16 protein-coding genes are annotated in these 21,603 nt (G+C 46.2%); 11 read left to right on the forward strand and 5 right to left on the reverse strand.

The window, feature by feature from the left end:
• Positions 1-2: 2 nt before the first annotated feature.
• Genes A3K92_RS01970 through A3K92_RS01980 form a run of 3 tightly spaced genes read right to left on the reverse strand, consistent with a single transcriptional unit; the run spans position 3 to position 4,834 of the window.
• Positions 3-2,765: an AAA family ATPase gene (locus A3K92_RS01970; RefSeq protein ID WP_198361950.1), complete on the reverse strand. Its 2,763-nt coding sequence runs from the start codon at positions 2,763-2,765 to the stop codon at positions 3-5.
• 3 nt (positions 2,766-2,768) lie between these two features.
• Positions 2,769-4,322, reverse strand: coding sequence for a ribonuclease J (locus A3K92_RS01975; protein WP_088884673.1), 1,554 nt, complete (start codon positions 4,320-4,322; stop codon positions 2,769-2,771).
• A 44-nt stretch (positions 4,323-4,366) separates the two neighbouring features.
• On the reverse strand, positions 4,367-4,834 hold the full coding sequence (locus A3K92_RS01980) for an EVE domain-containing protein (RefSeq protein WP_088884674.1): 468 nt from the start codon (positions 4,832-4,834) through the stop codon (positions 4,367-4,369).
• A 505-nt stretch (positions 4,835-5,339) separates the two neighbouring features.
• On the opposite strand from A3K92_RS01980, the gene A3K92_RS01985 reads away from it, so the two are divergent.
• The 10 genes from A3K92_RS01985 (at position 5,340) to A3K92_RS02030 (ending at position 19,462) form a co-directional block, all read left to right on the forward strand.
• Positions 5,340-9,365, forward strand: a complete 4,026-nt coding sequence (locus A3K92_RS01985; protein WP_232460889.1) for an Eco57I restriction-modification methylase domain-containing protein — start codon at positions 5,340-5,342, stop codon at positions 9,363-9,365.
• Positions 9,366-9,369: 4 nt separating this feature from the next.
• Positions 9,370-9,918, forward strand: a complete 549-nt coding sequence (locus A3K92_RS01990) for a hypothetical protein (protein ID WP_088884676.1) — start codon at positions 9,370-9,372, stop codon at positions 9,916-9,918.
• Between the two features lie 19 nt (positions 9,919-9,937).
• Entirely contained in the window at positions 9,938-11,014 is a 1,077-nt protein-coding gene (locus A3K92_RS01995; RefSeq protein WP_157722408.1) for a hypothetical protein, read from the forward strand.
• Between the two features lie 4 nt (positions 11,015-11,018).
• Entirely contained in the window at positions 11,019-11,966 is a 948-nt protein-coding gene (locus A3K92_RS02000) for a hypothetical protein (protein WP_088884678.1), read from the forward strand.
• Positions 11,967-12,056: 90 nt separating this feature from the next.
• On the forward strand, positions 12,057-12,794 hold the full coding sequence (locus A3K92_RS02005; protein WP_088884679.1) for a hypothetical protein: 738 nt from the start codon (positions 12,057-12,059) through the stop codon (positions 12,792-12,794).
• 97 nt (positions 12,795-12,891) lie between these two features.
• Positions 12,892-13,515, forward strand: coding sequence for a type IV toxin-antitoxin system AbiEi family antitoxin domain-containing protein (locus tag A3K92_RS02010; RefSeq protein ID WP_088884680.1), 624 nt, complete (start codon positions 12,892-12,894; stop codon positions 13,513-13,515).
• Positions 13,505-14,521 (forward strand): nucleotidyl transferase AbiEii/AbiGii toxin family protein, encoded by a 1,017-nt coding sequence (locus tag A3K92_RS02015; RefSeq protein ID WP_088884681.1) that lies wholly within the window; start codon positions 13,505-13,507, stop codon positions 14,519-14,521. Before A3K92_RS02010 ends, A3K92_RS02015 begins: the two co-directional genes overlap by 11 nt.
• Entirely contained in the window at positions 14,514-17,888 is a 3,375-nt protein-coding gene (locus A3K92_RS02020; protein WP_088884682.1) for a helicase-related protein, read from the forward strand. The genes A3K92_RS02015 and A3K92_RS02020 overlap by 8 nt, the downstream gene beginning before the upstream one ends.
• Before the next feature lie 60 nt (positions 17,889-17,948).
• Positions 17,949-18,395 carry a DUF365 domain-containing protein gene (locus tag A3K92_RS02025; RefSeq protein WP_198361963.1) on the forward strand — a complete coding sequence of 149 codons (447 nt, stop codon included), beginning with the start codon at positions 17,949-17,951 and terminating at the stop codon, positions 18,393-18,395.
• Between the two features lie 53 nt (positions 18,396-18,448).
• Positions 18,449-19,462, forward strand: a complete 1,014-nt coding sequence (locus A3K92_RS02030) for a type I restriction endonuclease (RefSeq protein WP_088884683.1) — start codon at positions 18,449-18,451, stop codon at positions 19,460-19,462.
• On the opposite strand, the gene A3K92_RS02035 is transcribed toward A3K92_RS02030, so the two are convergent.
• A complete protein-coding gene (locus tag A3K92_RS02035; RefSeq protein WP_088884684.1) occupies positions 19,457-19,891 on the reverse strand; it encodes an EVE domain-containing protein in 435 nt (144 codons plus the stop codon). The two genes, A3K92_RS02030 and A3K92_RS02035, sit on opposite strands and share 6 nt — an antisense overlap.
• A 212-nt stretch (positions 19,892-20,103) precedes the next feature.
• A complete protein-coding gene (locus tag A3K92_RS02040; RefSeq protein ID WP_088884685.1) occupies positions 20,104-20,481 on the reverse strand; it encodes a 30S ribosomal protein S6e in 378 nt (125 codons plus the stop codon).
• A 149-nt stretch (positions 20,482-20,630) separates the two neighbouring features.
• On the opposite strand from A3K92_RS02040, the gene A3K92_RS02045 reads away from it, so the two are divergent.
• Positions 20,631-21,602 (forward strand): ribose 1,5-bisphosphate isomerase, encoded by a 972-nt coding sequence (locus tag A3K92_RS02045; RefSeq protein ID WP_088884686.1) that lies wholly within the window; start codon positions 20,631-20,633, stop codon positions 21,600-21,602.
• The last annotated feature ends 1 nt before the right edge of the window (position 21,603 follow it).

The raw sequence follows: 21,603 nt of genomic DNA on the forward strand, positions 1-21,603 counted from the left end.
TTTCACTCACGCTCGGCCTCGATGAGTGCCTTTAGCGCCTCGAGGAAGCTATCGTCTGTGAATTCGTCCTCGCTCTTCAGCTCAATTCCATCCTCAGAGCTCCTGATGAAAGAATTCTCGGAATTCTTTGACTTTAGTACTCTCTCGAGTTTTTCAGGAGAATCATAGAAGTACTCTTGGAGCAGCGGTAGTATCTCGTGGAACCAGATTATCTTCAGCTCTTTCAGGAACTCTTCTCTGCTGTTGAGGTGATCATTGAGCCGGAAGTAGTAACTGTGCCCGATCTGGTGGTCTCTATCGTATTCCCTTTTGATCCTTTTGTTCAGGGCTTTCAGGGCACTCACCGCAATACCTGCCAGAGGTTTCACCTCTTCGCTAGCGTTGTCTATTATGTGTTCCTTGAGGACAGTGTAGTCCGGCATCATTTCAATGAAACCGAACCTTCTCCTGAGGGCAACGTCCATCAGGGCAATGCTCCGGTCAGAGGTGTTCATGGTCCCTATGATGTGGAGGTTGGGTGGGACTCCAAAGCGCTTCTTTGAATACGGTAGGGTTGTCACCGTTTCGTTGTCCATGAACAACCGCTTGTCGGTCTCGAGAAGGGTTATCAGTTCACCGAATATCTTTGGGATATCGCCGCGGTTTATCTCGTCGATTATCAAGTAGAACTTCGGCATGCCCTCGGCTTCATTCTTTATCTTCCTCTTTATCCGCTCTATTTCGTCCTTGCTTAAACTTGGAAGTCCAGTGTTTTCCGTCCATTCTTTCTCGACTCCAGCCCAGGCTAAAAGGGCATTGTAGGCGTTTCTGGAAATCCTCTTGAACACTCCCTCCTCAACCTTGAACAGGAGTTCCTTCTTGCCAGTTTCGGGATCCTCGTACGTTTCAGGTTTTATTCCCTCCACAAAGTCCTCGTACGAGAAGGCTGGATGGAAGGTGACGAATTCAAAGGCTTTGAACTCCCTTTTTGTGCCTTCATCCAAGACACCGAGAGGTTTGAGGGCATCAAATCCGATCTTTGAGGCTATCCACTGTGCCTCTTCATGGGACAACGGGAATAATGTGCCCCTGAGCATCGTCCTTACGGCGAGCGAATCGCTTATTGGTTCCTCTCTTTTCATTTCATCATACGTCGGGCCGTTCACAAGTTTGATGATTTTGAATTTGGCTCCTTCCTCTGTCTTCCCGGTGCATCTCGCGATGGCGGTGACTCTCTTGTAAGGATGCGTTAGATAAACAAAAGCTATGTCTCCTTCTTCAATTTCCTCAAAGGCATGGAGGAGTTTACCGGAAAATACCTCCTCAAGACCTTCCTTAATCTGGCTGGGGTCGTACTTTGCAGTGCTCATCACGAGGAGGTAGTATTTGATGTCCTCCCTTAGAGAGGAGTCCTTTCCAAGGCTGTGAATCCCATTAGGCACTTTGTGCCTGATGTACTTGCTCGCCAACCATGTTTTTCCGGTTCCCGGCGGACCGTAGAGGATGAGTTGACCCTTCCGAGCGAGCAGGTTATCAATTTTGCTTGGCATTTTGGGAGGGATAATGACTTCGGATTCTGAGAACTTTCCAACATCAAGTGCTTTAATGATCTCGGAAGGTGCTCTGATAAAGTATGATTGAGGTGCCTTAAATCCAATCTCACTTGCCGATATTGGTGGCTCAAAAGGTTCAAAATCCTCCAATTCCAAAAGATAGAATTCATTGTACCTTGAAAACCATGTGTCTGTGAATTCGGAGTAATGCTCATCCCAGCTTGAAACGATACTTTGAAGACGTTCTTTAATCTCCTCCTTTTTAACAACTTTAGGGAATCCCTTAACCTTTGATTTGCCAACGAACTTTTTTTGATATTCTGAAGGCCCTTTTGAGGTGATGTAATGGTAGACTACATCCCCTTCTTTTACCTCTTCAATGATTTTCCACCTCTTCCCTTTTGGAGCCCAGATTAACTTTCCAACGTAGTCCATTGTTGGAGGGGAGGCTATTTCGACCCAATAGCTAGGTTCATGCTTTTTGATTTTGTCCAAGGCATCCTTTAACGCTGGCAGAAACGTCTTGTAGAATTCCAGCATCGAAGTAACTAACCACTCTATTATTTCTTCCTCAGTATCGGCCGGAGATTCATACATCTTACTTGCTGTAAACCAGGTAAATACTATTTTATCCTCCCGTACTACAGGGGCACCAACTCTTTTCCCAAGTTTATCTAAATCCACATATTCTAAGAGCAGGTCTGCAAGTTTTCTGTTTAACTTCCTCTGCTCCCTCGGAAATTCTAAATGAAGCCCTACCATAAACTGAGCGCTTTCCTCCTCAGGCCGCGCCAGCCATTCAAAATGAACGAGCTTTGAGCTTATGTTGAGTTCTGGAGGAAGCTTAAGTTTGTAGTAAATAGTGTGGCCCTTTTTGGAGAAATATCCTAGCTGGTTCATTGAAACGTTAAACCCTTCTTCAGAAGCCCGTTTGATAAACCCCTCACCGGCCTTGCTGAGAATTCTAATCCCAAGCTTCCATTCTTCCCTGACTATGTTAAATCCGAGTCGTTTGAGGTAGTTCTTGGCCTCCAAAGTCGTGAACTCCTTTATTGAAAGGTCAACACCGGCCACTTTGGCAGCCTTAAGCACTACATATTTGACTGGATATTTCTTTCCCTCCACTACAAGGAATGTGTTTTGTGCTTGGTGTTTTGGAGGTACCCCTTCGCGATTTATTTCATCAATCGCTTTCAGCACGTGCTCTCTTGTTATCCCATCAGGAATCGGCATAGCTTACACCTCAAAACTTTCTCCATCCTTCAGGAGAACGACTTTTTCACTCCATCTCTCTTCAAACCAATCTGGGCTTTCCGTGTGCACCGGGATTAAAACGTCCGGGTCAATATCATTGATGACCTCTTCCAGCTCTTCCTTGGAGATGTGGCCAGACGCATGGAGCCCCTTCTCGAAGGTGGGCTTTCCGTCGGCATCAACGCTGAACCCGTGAACCTCGAAACGGAAGTACTGGAGCCAGTTCCAGAGCCTCAGAAAGCTGAAGGTCTGCTCCTCCGTAAAAGCCTCGCTCGAGGAGTAGATGTAAACCCCTCCATCGGGCATCACATCCAGGAGGTGCGGCATGTCGTAGAACGAGAAGCAGAGGATGTAGTTTTCCTGTTCCCTACGAAGCTCTTCGGGTGTTATCCCGATCTCGGGGTAGTTTATGAAAACCCATTCCTCCCACTTCTCAACCTTTGCCTTGGAGTTCCTGTAAACTCTCAGACCTTTTAGGTGGTTCTGCCCGTCTATCAGGCCCAGAGCGTGGAGAAAGTATGCGTCCTTCGTGGTCACTACCAGCTGTCTGCCAGTTTCTTCGGCAATTTTCTTGAAGCTCTCTAGCCGCTCGAAGTTTCTAGCCGAGAAATCGGCCACTACAAGCCCTTTGGCATCATCCACGATGGCTTTTGCATTCTGATAAACTTCTTCTTCCGAAACGTTCACGTCCTCTCCTCTTCCGGCCCTCGTGCCCTCGGTTATCAGAACCTGAGCGCTTTCCGCGGCCCTGATGAACTCCTTTGTTTTGTCCGCGTTCTTTCCGTGAAGACGGAAGTCTCCGGTGTACGCGACGCTGACGTCTCCTTCAACGATGTAGGCGACGGCGCCGAAGATTGAATGATCCACAGGATAAGCGCGGATTTCAAAACCGAGATCTTGGTCCTCAACTAGGGAAACGTTACTCCCCCGTATGTAGTTCACCTTGTTGGGGTTTTCTGCCAGTTCAACATTGGCCCTCCATGTAAGGAATAACATCCCCTCCTCCGGGAGCTTTTCGGTTAGAAAAATGTCTCTGCTGGCATAGTACTTTAGCTTCCTGTTGGCTTCGAGAACATAGGGGTTCGAGTCGCTGGGCTTCCTTAGGGCATAGTAAGGCAACTCCATCCCCATGTGACTCCCCCGGCTTGTCTCCCTCAAAGCCTTGAGGATTATCATTGTGGTTGGAGAGCCAACGATCGGGACTTTCTCATCAAGGAGTGCGATGTTTCCAACGTGATCAAGGTGGGCATGACTTATCAGAACTGCGTTGACAGGCACCTTTGGGGATTGCCGGACCTCTTCCAAGATATCAGCCGGAATAAGGTCTCTCCGGTAAACGTTGAGCCTTGGTATCAGGCCGAGTCTCCAGAGGTCATGTATTCCGCGGGAGGGCCTCTCGCTTATGAACTCTTCATAATAACGGGCATATTTTGCGAAGTTCATGCCAAAGTCCAAAAAGATGCCATTGTTGTCTTCTTCCAAGTGGATTTTTGAACCTCCAATGGTGGTGGCCCCATCATAGACGGTTATTTTCATGGCGGTTCCCTCGCCTGCGAGAAATAATCTAAAAAACAAAAGGGTCAAATCCCCTTTTCTAACATCGTTACAAGCTTCATCGGGGCGGATCTAAGATACATTGGAGTGGGTCTGAAGACTCCTTTTAGGATCTTCAGTGGGATTGGTGGGCTGAATCTCTGGAAATTCTCCAGTTCGACTATGTAAAATGTCTCATAGTCACCCCACCGGTTCTTCGCGAATTCTTCCCACCGGCTGTCCCAGTTCTCGCCTATTATTGACTGTACATAATCTAGCATTCCATCAAGGTCGTATTGTACCGCAGGTTCTTTGACCGTGGATTTCCCTATGAAGCTTCTTCTCGCAGGCTCGGGGCCCTTTGAGGTTATGTAGTGGTAAACGATGTCTCCTTTGGAAACCTTCTCCATGTTCTTCCAGTATCCCTTATCCGCGGGGGATACGAGAATCTTCCCGATGTAATCAATTGTGGGAGGTCCAGAAGTTTCGATCCAGTATTTGGCTAGGTTTTCCATTGGGTAACACCCTTGGTAATAACAACTGGAAGGTATTTAAACTTTGTTAGCTCTAGAGGAAATCTGCATAACATTGATTTCGAATTTCATGGCATACTATGAGGACAATGAGAAAGGTTAATAGTATTGTGCGGGATTTTTATCTGCGAGATAAGAACATTACAAGGATGTAACGTAGATATTCTTTAAATTTTGGGTTTTTAACAGAAAACCTGTCTAGGAATCTTTGGGTGCAATATCGTCGTGCATATCCATCCAGTGGAAGCAATTGATAAGTTAGGTGATCTAAGGTTAAATCAAAAAGCAAAAGATTTTGTTATGATGTAACAGGATCTTCTTAATATCATTTTCAAATATTGGAGTAGATAAAAAGTCATAAGACACCTGAAGGGGGCAATACGCGCTGTTTTGTCAGTTATTAAGATAGAATCAAGAGAGTTTTTCTTGTCTCTTTCTTAAAACTTAAAAGCTCTGAACGTTAAAAACTTCAGGGAGTTAAAACTAAATGGGAGTGGTTGTCATGATGTCCATTGAGAGTAAAGATGTTGCTGAAAAAGCTGGACTTATTGAGTCTCTTCTCACGAACCTCGAAGCTGAAACCACAACTGATGACGCTATGGACATTTTCAGAGAGATTTTCGAGCATTGGGGCTTTGATCGCGAGGATTATGAAATCGAAAGAGATGACCTCGATGAATTTGTTGATGAAAACACAGGGGAGCTCAGAATAATCTCAATTGCTCATTCTACCCTGAACTTCTACGTTATTTATGCTGAAACTTGGAAGGACACTCTTAAATATCGCCAGAAGCTCGTGAAGAACTTGCTGAAGTTCACTTCCTATTCATCCGACATCTCCTTTGCCAACTTCATCCTGGTTCTCGATGTAAAAGAAAATCCCAAAAGCCAGAAACACAAATACTGGAAGCTTATCATCCCAATCTACCAGAGAAAACTTGAGAGCGCAAAGCTCAACGTCTACGTAATCGACCCAGAGGAGAAAAAGTTCAGAACGCTGGCAGCGAACATGGCCAAAGTCGCCCTTGAGCTCAGTAAGCATGATACACTCTCCGCCAGCTTAATCAAGGACGCACTGAACAGATACATGCTCATTAGACCCTTAACCGAGGAGTTCTTTAGAGAATACAAGAAAAACTACTACGAACTTAAGAACTGGATTAAAGAGAGGTATGGCCACAAACTTAGGGCTCTTTGTCCTGAAGATTACCTTCTAACCGGTGAATCCACCGAGATTCCTAAGGCCAAGAGAGAGGAAATTTTCGTTGAGAGGGCCGCCAAGACATTCGCCCATACTCTCTTCAACAGGCTGATGTTTGTCTACTTCCTCCAGAAGAAGGGCTGGATAGTCGATCTCAGCACCCTTAGAAAGGACCTCAAGGATGAAGTGGATGTTAAGAACTTCGTCAGGTGGCTCCACGACCAGTATGAAGAATACGGTGGAAACTTTTACCGCGATTATCTTAGAACCCTCTTCCTCTACGCCATGAACCGACCGAGGAAGGGATACAGCCGCAGAAACATCGAGGAAATCAAGGCTATTCCCTCCCCCGTTGTTAGAGACGTCTTCATCTACGGGGTTCCCTATTTCAACGGTGGACTCTTCAGTCCGGTTGAGATGGCAGGGGTGAACCTCGACGAAGTTATCACGGAAATTGATGATAAACTTATGACTGAAATCGTTATGGGGTTCTTTGAGGCCTACAACTTCACTGTCACGGAGGAGACCCCCTACGAGGTCGAGGTCGCCGTCGATCCAGCCATGCTCGGCAAGATCTACGAGTCTCTAATTGCCGAGGAGGAGCAGGTCGAGAGCGAGGAAGAGAGAAGGGCCTCGGGGATATTCTACACCCCAAGGAGCGAAGTTGACTTCATGTGCAGGATGGCGGTCTACGAGTACCTCGAGAGGAACACTAAGCTTGATAAAGACGTCCTCATGAAGTTCGTGTTTACTCCTTCCTACGAATGGAATCCAAAGGATCTTTCATGGGAGCAGATAGATGCCCTTGAGAAAGCGCTCAACGATGTTAAAGTGGTAGACCCAGCCGCTGGAAGCGGTGCCTTTCTCGTTGGAATGTACCACCTCCTCATAGAGCTCCACGAGAAGCTCACCGAGGACAGCGTGGTAACCTACAAGAAGAAGCTCGAAATCATAAGGGACAACATCTACGGCGTCGACATAAAGGACTGGGCGATAAGGGTGGCAAAGCTCAGGCTCTGGCTGGCGCTCATCGAAGGTGAAGGCAAGCTTCCTAACGAGCCAATCCTACCCAACCTCGAGACAAAGCTCGCCGTTGGGGATTCTCTCGCTCCGCCACACTTTGTTCTGAAAATAGGGGGCAAGAAGAAGGTAGTGGAGATTCCCCTTGCGAAGTTCAGGGAGAGCCTCAAGCTTCTCTGGGCCAAGAAGGGTGCCAGTGAGGCGATAGTGGCCTACAAAGAGCTCGTGAAGAAGTACTACCTCGGGGAGAGGATAGACGGGAAGTCCGTGACCCTCAAGGACATCGAGAGGGCCAAGTGGGGTGCCCTTCAGGAGTTCCTTGAGAGGGCCCTTGAGGAGGAGTTAAAGGCCAAGGAGAAGAAGGAGGTTAAATTACTCCTTGAGGCAGTGAAGAACGAAGACTTCTCGGCCCTTGAGAAGCCCCCATTCATATGGGAGCTCGACTTCCCTGATGTGATGCTCGAGAAGAGGGGCTTCGACATCGTGATAGCTAATCCACCATACGTGAGGCAGGAGAAGATCTATCCCGAGTACTACGATTTGGCCGAGTTCCAGATGCTACCAAAGAAGGAGCAGGAGAAACTCAAAAAGGACTACAAGAACAAGATAAAAGCCCACATGGAGACCATACTGAAGGAGAAGTTCCTTTATCCTGGGGATCCCTCATTGCCTGGCAGGAGCGACCTCTACGCGTACTTCTTCATCCAATCGGTCAACCTGCTGAACCCTAACGGCTCGCTGGTCTTCATCACCTCGAACTCGTGGCTCGATGTTGACTTCGGAAAAGCTTTGCAGGAGTTCTTCATCAGGGCTACTTATCTGAAGGCCGTTATTGACTACACGAAGAGGAGCTTCGAACAGGCCGATGTCAACACCGTGATAACCGTCCTGACGAGAAAGCCCTCCAAGCTCTTCAACCTCATTGACGAGAAGTCCTTCACCAACTTCGTCCTGCTCAAAGTCGGCTTTGAGGGAGTGGACCGGAGGCTGGTAAGCAAAATCCTCGAGCCGCACTTTGACCAGAAGGGGATTGAAGTCTTTGGTGGCATTGTCCACAGTTACGAGGACGATGACGTCAGGGTGAGGAGCGTTAAAACGGTGGAACTGGCAAAGATGGGTGGCTTTAAGATTCAGCCCTTCCTTGTTGGAACCTACACCCTTCAGGGCGAATACAAAGGCATGAAGTGGGGCGGGATTCTAATTAGAGCCCCAAGGATATTCTATGTGATCCTTGATAAAGGCAGGGGGAAGCTGGTAAAGCTTGGGGAGATTGCTGAGATTAAATATGGGATCAAAACAGGAATTAATGATTTCTTCTATGTCGAGCCCATAAAGGATCCTGTAAAGTTCCCTAAATGCTCTATTTGTGGGAAGACTCATGAAGATGACCCACTGTTAGTGCCAGTCAAAAATCCGAGAGGGTGGGAAGGATACATAGAGAAGGAATTTCTCGTACCTGTGCTAAAGAGTCCCCGTGAAATCAAAAAACTAGCCGTGGAACCATCCACGTTGTCAACTAGATTGTTCCTGTGTCCCAAATCAAAAGAAGAATTGAAGTTAGAAGGAAAGGTTCATGCTCTTTCATACATAGAATGGGGAGAAAAACAAACAAGTAAGGGGCATCAAGGAAAGCAGGCTAAAGGAGTTCCATTTCCACAGATTTCCTCAGTACAAGGCAGAAGATATTGGTATGATGCAAGCAACTCAATTAAATACTTTGACTTTGTATGCAATAGATTTTTTAATGATAGATTTTTCTTTGCATATTTTACGGAGAGAATTCCAATTGATCAGACATTCTATGGGGCGGTGGTTAAAGGGAGGGAAAAAAATCCTGATGATTTTCTATTCCAGATTGCACTATTGAATTCCACAGTAGAAGTTCTCATAGCTAGTTTCTTTGGTAGGACAGGGCTGGGAGAGGGAGTTCTGCAATATGCCCTTTATGAAATGGAGGATCTGATTTCCCTCAACGCAACTGAAATGAAATTATCCCCTTCTCAGAAACACATAGTTATCCAAGCCTTCGAACAAATGGCTAACCGTCCAATCAAGTCCATCTTCGAGGAGCTCGGCCTTCCGAAGCCCAACCGCGACTTGAGCAACATCAACCCCGAGGACGTCTCCCTCGACAAGGTTCTCCCTGACAGGCGCGAGCTTGACAGGGTCATCTTCGAGGCATTGGGATTAACGGAGGAGGAGCAGCTTGAGGTCTACAAAGCCGTTGTGGAGCTCGTGAAGGCGAGGCTGGTGAAGGCGAAGACGTTTTCGAAGAAGAAGGGGAAGAGGTGAACCCATGCTCAAAAGGTGGGCAAAACTCATCCTAAGTTTGCTAGCGTATTCTCCACTTTTTGTAATACTCTCAATAAAGAACCTTCCCCTAAAATGGGGACTTATTGTTGGAACAGGGGTGTTTGTTATTATCTTCCTAATAGCGTGGGCCGTGATAAGGTCCGTGATGAAGATAAACGGACGGCCGATAGTAGTCAAGATAGACAGGGATATTAATGAGCAATATGTTGGTTTTATTGTCACGTACATAGTTCCTTTTATTGGGACCATTAAGACTGTAAATGACATAATCTCCACTGGAATTTTAATCGCTGTCATCTTTGCCCTGTATTTAACCACCTCACTTTTTGCTGTCAACCCGCTCCTAAAGTTACTCTTTGGGTACAATCTCTATTTATGCACGATTAATAATAAAGATGGAATACTCTTATCCAGGGAAAAACTTAATAGGAATGAGGAGTTATTTTTGCAGGCATACCCACTCGATAAAGGTTCCAACATCTTTATTCATCACAAAGGAGGCGTGAGTAAGTATGAACCAAACAAGAATTAATCCCGAAGGAGACAATCTGGTGAGAATTGATGTCTCAGAAATTATGTCTAAATTTCCCACAATAAAGGACGAAGAAATTTTGGTCCCAGGGATGTTCATTATCAAGAGATATCCAAAGCAAGATGGGGAAAACAGACAATACAAATATCTCTTTTACCATGCGGAGATTACAGATGTAGTTGCAGAAATCTTACAGGAAATCTTGTTTGCATACATCACCTCTCTTTCAAGGTTAGAAACAGAGAGCATTCCGGTTTATCATCCTGATTTAGAAGAGACACCTTGTTATGTTGAATTGTCTTCCAAAGACTTTCCATATTGGATATATTTTGTTGAAGCTCTTAGAACTGATTACGAGGAGGAGAGAGTGCCTAAGAACATCGAGAGTAACTTGTGGGGATACTTATTTTTCCTCCGTGGTTCACAGTATGCCATTGGATATGCTAAAAGGCTTTCAAAATCTAAAGTTGTCAAAAAACGTTTCCTAAGAGGTGGTCTTGCCCACAGGGGAGATGTGCTTAACTCCGTTGAAGAAACCGAAAAGGATAAATTGATACTAGCCTTTAATGCCATAGAAACCGTTGAGGGAATTGAGTTCGATAATTCTGCAGACTTCGTGTTCGTTGTGAATTTTGATGATGTGGACCCCAATAAAGCAGAGTCGTCTTGGGGGGTGATCTGGAACAAGAGCGGCTTTGAGTCTTTGTTAGATGTCTATGAACATCAAAAACGAAAAGCTCTTGAAATCCTAGAGCAATGTAATACTCTTCAATCTGTTCTCACAGACGAAGATTTCCAAAACTTCAAGCAGATCATAGAATCCAACAGACAGCTTCATAAAATGCTACTCCATCCCGTAACGAGGCAATACATGAACGAGACGACCATAGAAGATTTCAAATGGGTAAAAGAAAAGTTTGGTGATGAAGTTTCTTTTGATATCGATGAAGATTCAAATAGAGTCATGCTTCCTCCTACTGACTCTGAAGAATACAAAAAGGCTGTTAGGGAGGTTTTAGGAGTTATTGGGGCCAGGTTCACAAAAACTCTAAATGATCAACACATTTCAAAGGGAAAACCTGAAGAGTTGAGGTGAAAATATGAGGGGTATTACATCTCTCGATGAGATATCAGCATCATTAGACGAAATTCTAAAGGATGTGATTTTAAGAAATCCCTCATTAAGTGAGCCTCAGATTGTTGCGATGTATATCAATAGAATCCAACAGTATAATAACAAGTACCCAATATGGATCCCGTGGTCTGGGTATTATCGCCTCCAGATTAGATCTAAGGTCGTCTCCCAAAAGCCTTATGCGCTTTTTGCTAAGGTTATCCACCAAAAGCCTTATGCGCTTTTTAACACTGGACCATGCAATAAAACTGGACCATGCAATAAAAATCGAGTAGAACTCGGGGACATCTTGTTTGTAGTTAAATATTACAAATATAATAATAAGAACAAGAGTAGGATGATTGATCAGATGCGCGTGTCTTTCTTGCAAGCTAAATTAAACAAAAATACCAACAGTTGGAAAATAAGCGCTCATCAGCAAGAATTTTTGTTTACCCCTAGTAAGTATTCATTCCACTTTGGACAAAGTTGGGGGGATTCTAAGGAGAGAACACGAAGAATAACTTCTAAATCTAAATGGTTGTTCACATATTTACTGATGTCTACATCCAAGGATATTCCCAATTTAGCTGCGAGTCCTGAGCTAGTTGAGTGTTGGAGGGATCCAATACAACCATGCAAAGATTATACAATCCCGGTAAGTTCATTTGTTTCAGTCTTTTGTTCAAAAACACCTATATTTATGTGCGGAGGCTATGCACTCTGGCTTTATAAGTTCCTCAGAAAAAATGGAATTGGTGGATATATCATCAACAAAGGTCAAACTTCGAATTCGGAATTGGAGGACTTAGTTAACACAATTTACAGATTTACAGGCCTTCTGCCAGACCCCCCAGATGAATTTGAAGGATACTCTGGGGAAGGAACATTCGGAATCGTTGAGTTCACATTTACACCATTAGAAGAGGGATAACTTAGGAGACTTGAGTGAAGTTCCCTCTCAAAATCGAAGCCATCTCAATAATAACTAATATGTTAGATGATATGTTAGACGGGGATTTCGATGCACGAGCTCGACAAGGCAATATTTGAAGTCTTTACGGGCTCGGGAGGGACTATTGCGGCGAATCTAAGGCCATACTTCAGTCTGGTTCTTGAGGTCTATGGAGCATTCGAAATTATTCACAGGTTTATCCAATGGCGGAAGAGAGAAGAAAGGAAAAGGAACCTCAAAAGATCCCTCGCACTCACGTTTCAGAAAAAGCTCGATAAAGCTCGTAGTGATCTTGAAAAACTGGCGGATGATGTCGCATACGCGTTTGGGGCACTCTTCATGTACTCCGTGGCGATACCTCCCTTTGAACCTAAAAAGAAGGCCAGAGACATAATCAAACAGCTTGAAAACGACTACATCGAGATGACAAAGAGCATGCAAGAATTAATGAGACTAGTCAAGAAACATAAAAAGATGATAGTTTCAGCCCTTGAGCTGGATGAAACCCAAGTTATGCTGTTGGAAGGTTTAAGTGAGGCTTTTGAAAAAGAAAAACCTGATATCGAAGCGCTCACTGATTATCTCCCCCTGATTGCTCAGGAGATGCAGAAGACCGAGAAAGAGAGAAAGGATTTCAGCCGTGAGCTTGCTAAAGGAATAGGAAAGTTCAACTCGGCTTCCGGGCTCATTGTAATAAACCATGCCCTCGGAATCAACAGCCGTTACAAGCGGTGCTTCAAAAAAGCAGCCAGATACGGGCTTAAAGAGTTCTCTCAAAGGTTCAATGAATGCCGTTTTGGAAATTGATGGATTTCGCGTATTCTACTAGATACCCCCGTTAGCTAGAGTTCATTTTAACTAACAACCACTAACTTTTTATGGGTTGTTAGTCAAATTGAAAACTATGAAGCCTATCATTCAGTTCCTGCTTGCAGAGTTTGGGGGGAAGGCGATAACCCGCGAGGAACTGGAGAGACTGGCCTCCAGCTTCAATGAGGACCTTGACTATCTGGTTAACTATCTGATTCAGTACGGTTACGTCATTCGCATATTACGGGGCCTCTACTACGTGAAAACACCTGTTGAGTTTTCAACAGGAGGTTCTCCTTCGATCTACCGACTTTTGGCTCTGGGAATGGATAGACTAACGAGGAATTGGTACTTCGGCCTCTTCACGGCCCTGATTCTGAATGGCCTCACCCACGAAACCTACACGACGGTCTTCGTGATAAATGACAGAATAGCGAGGCCAAAGCCAATCACCGTGAATGGAATCTCTGTTAGAATAATCCGGAGCAGGAAGAACATTTTTGACTTTGGAATCGTTGTCAGAGACTCCCTCAGGTTTTCAGACCTTGAGAAGACCCTCCTGGACTTTCTCTACTTCGCCAACTATGGCACAATACCAAAGTCACTTGCTTTGAGGATATGGGAAGAGTATCAGGACAGGGCCAGCAAAGATAAACTTCAGAAGTATCTGAGGAGATATCCCCGGTCGATAAGGAAGGTGGTTGAGAATGCCCGATGAGTCCCTTCTCATGGAGATTCGGAAGAACGAAAGAAGGGGTTTCGCCAGGTTTGTATCGCGAAAAACGAAGATAAAATCCGTAGACCTCGTGGAGTGGGACTACATAATCCACACAATCCTCAAGGAGCTTGAGAGGGATCCTCTCTTCAAGGAGAACTACGTCTTCAAGGGAGGAACATGCCTTGTTAAATGCCACCTCGGTTATTATCGCTTCAGCAGGGATCTCGACTTCGCGTACCGGCAGGGCGATGAGCTTAGAGAGATGAGCCGAAGCAGGCTGAAAAAATTCCTGAACGAAGAAACGGGCAGAATTGCGGAGATCCTGAAGTGCGTGGCCAGGGATCTGGGCCTTGAATTCCAATACAATAGTCACAGCGACTTCAACAACCACAGATATTTTAGCTTTCTCCTTGGCCCCGGCTGGTTTAGGGAAATAATACTCTACTCTCCCTTGAGGGAGAAGATAAAAATAGAGGTAAATTACGCTGAAAGACTAGCATTCAGGCCAAAGACTCTAAAGGCCCACACCCTCCTGTCATGGAAGCGTGTTGAACTCACACCAAAGGAGTACGAGAGGTACGTTGAGTTTCTCGGCAACTATTATCCCGTTTCCCTAGTGGCTTATTCTGATAGGGAAATTTTAGTTGAAAAAGTTAGGGCCCTTCTAACAAGAAAAGAGTTCAAGCTCAGGGATCTCTACGACCTTTACAAGCTTCACCAGAGGGGTCTCAAGGTAAGCCATTACAGGAATGAGATAGCGGACAAGGTCAGGACTTATCTCGCATTAAGTTCCACGGCATCTCAGAACTTGGGAAGCTCGATAGAGGCTCTACAAAAGGGGAAGTTCCTTGTGGATATCGAACCAGAGATAGATCGGGATATTGGTCTCATCGTTGAACCCTTCTCAAAGGAAGAGTTTTTGAACTTCGTTGAGGAGTTACGTTTTGAACTTGGCAATCTCATTGACGAATTGAAGGACTTGATTGAGGTGGAAACCAATGGCTGAATCGGCCATACATCTTCTCGATAAGTATGGTCTCGTTGACAACAACCGTGTGAGACTAATAGACGTCCTCAGAGAAGTTTTGACCTCTGGAGACTACAACAGAATAGACGTCGCTGTGGGCTTTCTCTTCATAAGTGGCATGAGGGAGATTCAAAACGAACTCGAGGAGTTTTTCTCGAATGGAGGTAAGATGAGGATAGTAATAGGCAATCAAACGAACAGGGAAACTTTTGAGCAGCTCAGCATGGTTTATCACTCCCTTGAGGCGCTCCAGAAAATAAAGCGCCGCGAGAAGAGCGTTGAGACAAATCTTGACCGGCAGAGCGAGGACATCGAGAAAAACACTAATTTCATGGAGCAGACCGAGGAGAACGAGCTCTTCTTAAGAAGGCTTATGGAATGGATCCTAAACAATAAACTTGAGATTAGAATCTACGTCAAGGAGTTCATGCACGCCAAAGCTTATCTCTTCTATCCATCAAGGCCGTCAGTCACTAGAATAGGGCTCGTGGGCTCGAGCAACTTTACGCTGGCGGGGTTCTCAGGCAACACCGAATTAAATGCCATCGTACAGTCAACTCACTTTGAAAGTCTTAAAGAGTGGTACGATAAGATCTGGGAGGAGGCCCTGCCATTTAACTCAAAGCTCCTTGAGATAATCGAAAGCAGCTGGGCAGGTCAGGTTCCTGGTAATTTGCCGTTGCCATGGGAGGTCCTTATTAGGGGTCTGTATGAGCTCTACAAAGAGATACTGGAGCGAGATACAGGGTTTCTCTTGAGGAAGCTGGAAAACGTGCTCTATCCATTCCAGAAGGATGCAGTTATGAGAGCGATATCCATCGTTAACAAGTATGGAGGGGTTCTGATAAGTGACGTTGTGGGTCTAGGTAAAAGCTACATAGGACTGGCGCTTTTGGAGCACTTTTCCCTACTTGATCTCCTCCACGGCCGTTCGAGGGAAGTCGCAGTAATAGCACCCCCTGGTCTTGTCCGCTATTGGGAAGGATTATTATGGGAATACAACATTCCTGGGAGAGTGTTTTCATCCGGTCTGTTGCCCCGTAGGGAGCTATCACCTGATAAATACCGAGAAATGGAGGAATACATCAAACGCGTCGGAACTGTCTTAGTTGACGAAGCCCACCACTATTCAAATCCAAGCACGAAATCCTACAAAAACCTCCAGGAACTTGTCGCTGGCAAAAGACTTATTCTCTTGACGGCGACACCATACAGGAAGAGATACAAGGACATAATAAGCCAGATTCGCCTTTTCCTCCCAGAGAGACGCCATCCCTTCCCGATAACACCCCAGACATGGGATGATCTAACAAAGGCCATAGAAAAGGGTGAAATAGATCCTTCCTACGTGTTCAGGGAGATACTGATACGAAGAACTCGGTACGACATTCTCAAGCTCTACGGAGGAGAAGGCAACTGTATTCGCGTAAAGAAAAACAAAAAGCTCTGTTTCCCTAAGAGAAAGCTGTCAGTGCTCACGTACACAATATCAGAGATTTACTCGGAAGATATCTACGAGTTGCTTTTGGAAGGTATCTCTTCCATGAACTATGCCAGGTTTGACCTTTACAGCTATGTCCTCCCCCAGTTTCAGGACGCCGAACCATATCGGAGTCTCTCCTCGGCCGGTAAAGGACTCAGGGGCATCATGAGGATCCTTTATCTAAAACGCTTAGAGAGCTCTTGGTATGCAATGTATCAAACCTTGAAGAGAGATCTAATAAAGACCAAGAACTTCATTAATTTTGTCAAAAACGGTTTCATACCTGCGGGAGACGAGTTTGACGACGTTCTCCTCGGAAAGATCAATGGAAACCGAGAACGGGTTCTCAGCGAGGAAGAAGTGAGGGACTTCATCAGAAACTACAGGCTAAAGAATGAAGTCACATACAAGGCAGGCGCCTTTAGGGTTAGTAAACTCCTTGAGGATTTGAAGCATGATGTGGGAATCTTAGAGTTAATGGAGAAGAGACTCAGGCCTCTCAAGGAGAACCTTGAGAACAACTCTGAGAAAGACCCAAAGCTAAGGAAACTCGCGGAAGAGATAATAAGACTGAGGCAGGAAGGCAAGAAAGTCCTCGTCTTCAGTGAGTTCGAGGAGACCGTTCAGTGGATTTATCGGGGCCTCAAGAAGATGCTCCCTGAAGATATCGCTCAAAAGATGGAATACGTGAGCTCAAACACCAAGGGGATAGCTGACAAAATAAGACGCTTTGCTCCGAAGGCTAATGGTTACAAAGATATCGAGGAGTCTCAGGAACTCCACATCTTAATAGCGACCGATGTTCTCAGCGAAGGTCTCAACCTTCAAGATGCTAACGTCGTCATAAACTACGACCTTCACTGGACCCCAATTAAGCTCATTCAGAGGATAGGGAGGGTCGATAGGATAGGGACAGAGCACGATGAAATTTTGGTTTACAACTTCTTCCCCGAGAGGAAGCTTGAGGAGAACCTTGGGCTCCTCCAAAAGGTCGAGAGAAGAATTCAGGAGTTCAGCAGGGCCCTTGGCACGGATGGAAAAATCCTCCAGGAGGAAGAGGAGTGGAATCCGTCGGCAATGAGGGCAATCTACGGAACTGATGAGATAGAGAAGATAGAAGATGAATTCAGCGGTTCACTATTATCTGTTACAACGTTTGCAGAGAAGCTTTTGAGGGATTACAAAGAGGCAAATGAAAAACGGTTCAATGAACTCATCCAGAGGTACTCAATGAGAAGTATTGCAAGGGTTCCCAAGATAAGTGCCCCAATGGCGTTCTTTGTCTGCAGTAATGGTGTGATCTCCCAATACTTTGTTTACTACCTTGCAGACGGTAAGTGGAAACCTCAAAACGTGCCAATAGAACAACTGTTAAGAGATACTGGCTTAGATGAAAATACACCTCCCTACAACAGCAGTGAAGCTATGGAAACATACCGCATTGTTGCTAAGAAGGCATTATCTGACTTTAAGAAATTGCTAAAGATTGCGGAGAGCGAGCTGGAATACACCCATAAAAGACCATCAAAGATACCGTCAAAGATACAGCTTATCCTAAGAAAAATCGAGGAAAAAATAGAAAAAACAAGGAACCCCGGAGAGAAGGAGTACCTTAGCCAGCTTCGCGATTTGGTGTACTGGGGTTATCTGAATCATGAACCCTTCAAAAATGCATTATTCAAGGCTAAGATAACTAAAAGAACTTCTAGGGACGAGGTGATAAACCTCTGCCAGGAGCTAGTTGAGCGGTTTGGCATAGCGGCACGTCGCAGTGCCATCAAGGAGGAAGTCAAAAAGCGTAGGACTGAGGGTGTTAAACCGCACATAGTTGCAGGCATTCTCTTTGTCCCTGCGGAGATGTGAGTTAAGCTTTAGTTTTCAAAGACTTTAATCTTTAACTGCAATAATGGGAGGGTGAAAAAGATGGAGGAAAATATCGTCGGCGTTACGTTCCCCGTCCCAAAGTGGTTTCTTGATAGGATACTTGATGAGGGCAAAACCGTCTTCGTGAAGCCGTCTACGCTGAAAGTCCAGCCTGGCATGAAAATAATCTTTTACGCCTCAAGGGAAGACCAGGGCTGGCACGGCGATGCGGAGGTCGAGAGCGTCGAGTTCTTCACGAACATCGAGGAGATAATCAGGAATTACAAAGACGAGCTCTTCCTCACTCCCGAGGAGCTGAGGGAATACGAGCGCGAGAGAGCTAAGTGGCACTCGCGGGGAAGAAGGCCGAGACCGTGGATGGTGCTCAGACTGAGGAATATCAGAAAGTACCCGAAGCCCGTCAAACCACCGAGGTTCATTGCCGTTTCGGGAAGATATGTAAAGGAGAAGGAGTACAGGGAAATTCTAAGGAAGGCCGGGATTTGATTGGAACTGGGGGCTTACTGGCCTGGATCGCGGTAATAATCGGGGGATTTGCTATGGAGCTGGCCGAAATCGTTGAACGGGTCAAAAAGATTAAGGCTAAAATTCCCAACGAAGAATCAACAAAACTGCACGTAATCCTCCCAACTCTTAAGGCCCTCGGATGGGACATCTTTAATCCGGATGAGCTCATGCCCGAGACACGAACTGAAGAAGGCCGGCCAGACTATGCTCTCAAGATAAACGGTAGAACCGTTGCATTTCTCGAAGCAAAAAGCGTTAGGGAAAGAATATTCACCGACGGGAGAGTTAACTCAAAGCATGCAAGACAGCTCGCCAGATACTGCTTTGACAGGGGAGTAGACCTCGGCATCCTGACCAACGGGCTCCAGTGGGCATTGATAAAGGCTTATGAGCCGGGTAAGAGTGTTGAGGAGAGAGTCATTCTCGCCGTGGATCTAATGAACCAGAGCATGGAGGAGGTTATCGAGAGGCTCCGCTGGCTTTCAAAGGATTTCCTCCTCAAATACGTTAACATACCGCGAGAATATGCGAAAATTCCAACTCCCACCCCGACAGGTGGAGAAGATTATCCCAAACAAGAAGCATCCAAGGAAGGGTATCAATTCAAAACCCTCTACGTTTCAGCACAGGAAGTCGAGGAACCTCCCTCGGCGGTTCTTGTGAGAGAACTCTTTGGAAAAGACTTGAAGGATTGTTTTCCTCGGGCCGTGTTTGTGAATGTTAACGGCAGATGGTACAGGGTTCAGATAAGTTATGGGGAGCAGTGGCGTGGGCTTAAACTTGCGTGGAGCAGTGTTACTTCCGTTGTTGTGCGCTTCCTGATGGACAAAGGCATACGCGACTTTCCAGAGGTTGGTAAATACCTTTCAAGAGTCCCGCGTGTTTCTGATAGGCATTGGAACGCCGTTGCCAGGATTGGAGACCTGTACTTGTATCTCCCAGAAAACGGAAAGAAAGCCGTGGAAGTTCTGCGCAAAATTGAAGAGAGCACGGGAACAGAAATTGCCCTCGAAATACTGGGGCCAAAGTGCAATGCTGTCTCATGAAATAAGGGCCTCAATGAGCTTGTAGTCTTCCTCTGGGATTTCCCTCATGGCTTTGCCCATTAAATGCCCGCTCCACTTCTTTTTGTTAGTGATGAACTTCAGCTTCGGAATCAGCGGCTTGAACTCGAGCTCGCCGAGCTTTATTGGCTTAACCTTCACCCTGAGCGGGTAAGTCTCGTTGAGGTGAGGCGGGCTTTTGAAGATCCTCGTTGAATCCTCATAAGGCTCGCTAACGACCTCAAAGATGCCAACAATCTTGGGCTCGAGAATTTCCTTATCCTTCCGCTCCTGCTTGAGGTAAATAACCAATCTATCACCAGGTTTGACCTTGGCTATTGTGTTCTTGTGCCTCCTTGGCACGCCCCAAATGTTCTTTTCCTTAATAACTTTCCAATTTGCACGATTGGTAATGCAGAGCCAGTATGTCATTGACATCACCTGGTTCTTATTTTGGCTGGAGACTAATAACTATTTCCCAAAATGGGCTGGCAGCCCAGATTCTCTGAAATTTCTGTCCGGGTCTCTAATCTCCCTTCGCTAGAAGAATGCCATCTTTCAGCCTTTTAACCTTGTGCAGATCTATGGACTCTTAAAGCCTTCTGATGGAGAAGAACGTTAAAATTTAATAATCGAGAGGGTCCTCAGAAGACGAGGACCGCGTTTATCTGTACGATCTCGGGGCTTATGGTGTTTCCGCGGACGGTCTTCTTTCTCCTTTCGCCCTTTTCTTTTGGCCTGAAACCCGGGCCCTTTGAAAGGAGAATCTTGACCCTTCTTGGCCCGTGTATGTCCGGCCTCATGGGGAAGCCGTCCTTGTCGGTACCGCCCCTGATCTTTATCTTCGCGGTTTCCGGTATCTCTTCGCCGAAGATCTCGGTGAGGTTCATGCCGAGCTCGCTCACAGGTATCTCGTCTCCTATCCTCTTCCCAATGAACTTCTCGGCCACTTCACCGGTTATCTCTATCTGCTTTGCTATCCCAGTCTTTGGGTTTGAGAGCACAAGCTTGAAAGTCGCCATTTCCTCCCACCTCCATTCATCAGCGGGATTCATTGGGCGTAGCCCTTTCCCGCCACAAGTTCAGTGGGCGGTTTAAAAATCTTCCCCTGCGCAAACGATATAAACTTGCCCGGGAAACATCCAGATTACCAGCTATGGAGGGAGTGACCATGGGTGAGGTAATCAGGGATGTCCTTGAGATAGCGGAAAAAATCAAAAACATGGAGATCCGCGGTGCTGGAAAGATCGCCAGATCGGCCGCGTATGCACTCCAGCTTCAAGCGGAGAAAAGCAGAGCGCAAACGCCTGACGAACTGTGGGATGAGCTCAAAAAGGCGGCCAAGATACTGTATGAGACCAGACCGACGGCGGTTTCCCTTCCCAACGCCCTGCGTTACGTTATGCACCGCGGAAAGATAGCGTACTCCAACGGAGCGGATCTCGAACAGCTGAGGTTTGTGGTTATCAACGCGGCCAAGGAGTTCATCCACAACTCCGAGAAGGCCATTGAAAGGATAGGGGAATTCGGAGCAAAGAGAATAGAAGACGGAGATGTTATAATGACCCACTGCCACAGCAAGGCTGCCATAAGCGTTATGAAGACCGCCTGGGAGCAGGGAAAGAACATAAAGGTCATAGTCACCGAGACAAGGCCCAAGTGGCAGGGCAAAATAACCGCAAAGGAGCTCGCCAGCTACGGCATCCCCGTCATCTACGTCGTTGACTCCGCTGCCAGGCACTACATGAAGATGACCGACAAGGTCGTTATGGGTGCTGACAGCATAACCGTAAACGGGGCAGTTATAAACAAGATTGGAACGGCCTTGATAGCTTTGACGGCCAAGGAGCACAGGGTTTGGACTATGATAGCGGCAGAAACCTACAAGTTCCATCCCGAGACGATGCTGGGCCAGCTGGTCGAGATAGAGATGCGCGACCCGACGGAAGTCATTCCGGAGGAGGAGCTAAAAACTTGGCCGAAGAACATAGAAGTCTGGAACCCGGCGTTTGACGTTACGCCACCTGAATACGTTGATGTTATCATAACGGAGCGCGGCATAATACCGCCAAGTGCGGCCATAGACATCCTCAAGGAGGAGTTCGGCTGGGCTCTCAAGTACACCGAGCCGTGGGAGGACTGAG

Origin of the sequence: Thermococcus gorgonarius (genome assembly GCF_002214385.1) — an archaeon.
In the GTDB taxonomy this organism is placed as follows: domain Archaea; phylum Methanobacteriota_B; class Thermococci; order Thermococcales; family Thermococcaceae; genus Thermococcus; species Thermococcus gorgonarius.

Excerpts from the sequence above, each read along its gene's own strand:
- A3K92_RS01970 (WP_198361950.1), bottom strand. The coding sequence starts at position 2,765 with ATGCCGATTCCTGATGGGATAACAAGAGAGCACGTGCTGAAAGCGATT.
- A3K92_RS01975 (WP_088884673.1), bottom strand. The coding sequence starts at position 4,322 with ATGAAAATAACCGTCTATGATGGGGCCACCACCATTGGAGGTTCAAAA.
- A3K92_RS01980 (WP_088884674.1), bottom strand. The coding sequence starts at position 4,834 with ATGGAAAACCTAGCCAAATACTGGATCGAAACTTCTGGACCTCCCACA.
- A3K92_RS01985 (WP_232460889.1), top strand. The coding sequence starts at position 5,340 with ATGGGAGTGGTTGTCATGATGTCCATTGAGAGTAAAGATGTTGCTGAA.
- A3K92_RS01990 (WP_088884676.1), top strand. The coding sequence starts at position 9,370 with ATGCTCAAAAGGTGGGCAAAACTCATCCTAAGTTTGCTAGCGTATTCT.
- A3K92_RS02000 (WP_088884678.1), top strand. The coding sequence starts at position 11,019 with ATGAGGGGTATTACATCTCTCGATGAGATATCAGCATCATTAGACGAA.
- A3K92_RS02005 (WP_088884679.1), top strand. The coding sequence starts at position 12,057 with ATGCACGAGCTCGACAAGGCAATATTTGAAGTCTTTACGGGCTCGGGA.
- A3K92_RS02010 (WP_088884680.1), top strand. The coding sequence starts at position 12,892 with ATGAAGCCTATCATTCAGTTCCTGCTTGCAGAGTTTGGGGGGAAGGCG.
- A3K92_RS02015 (WP_088884681.1), top strand. The coding sequence starts at position 13,505 with ATGCCCGATGAGTCCCTTCTCATGGAGATTCGGAAGAACGAAAGAAGG.
- A3K92_RS02020 (WP_088884682.1), top strand. The coding sequence starts at position 14,514 with ATGGCTGAATCGGCCATACATCTTCTCGATAAGTATGGTCTCGTTGAC.
- A3K92_RS02025 (WP_198361963.1), top strand. The coding sequence starts at position 17,949 with ATGGAGGAAAATATCGTCGGCGTTACGTTCCCCGTCCCAAAGTGGTTT.
- A3K92_RS02030 (WP_088884683.1), top strand. The coding sequence starts at position 18,449 with ATGGAGCTGGCCGAAATCGTTGAACGGGTCAAAAAGATTAAGGCTAAA.
- A3K92_RS02035 (WP_088884684.1), bottom strand. The coding sequence starts at position 19,891 with ATGACATACTGGCTCTGCATTACCAATCGTGCAAATTGGAAAGTTATT.
- A3K92_RS02040 (WP_088884685.1), bottom strand. The coding sequence starts at position 20,481 with ATGGCGACTTTCAAGCTTGTGCTCTCAAACCCAAAGACTGGGATAGCA.
- A3K92_RS02045 (WP_088884686.1), top strand. The coding sequence starts at position 20,631 with ATGGGTGAGGTAATCAGGGATGTCCTTGAGATAGCGGAAAAAATCAAA.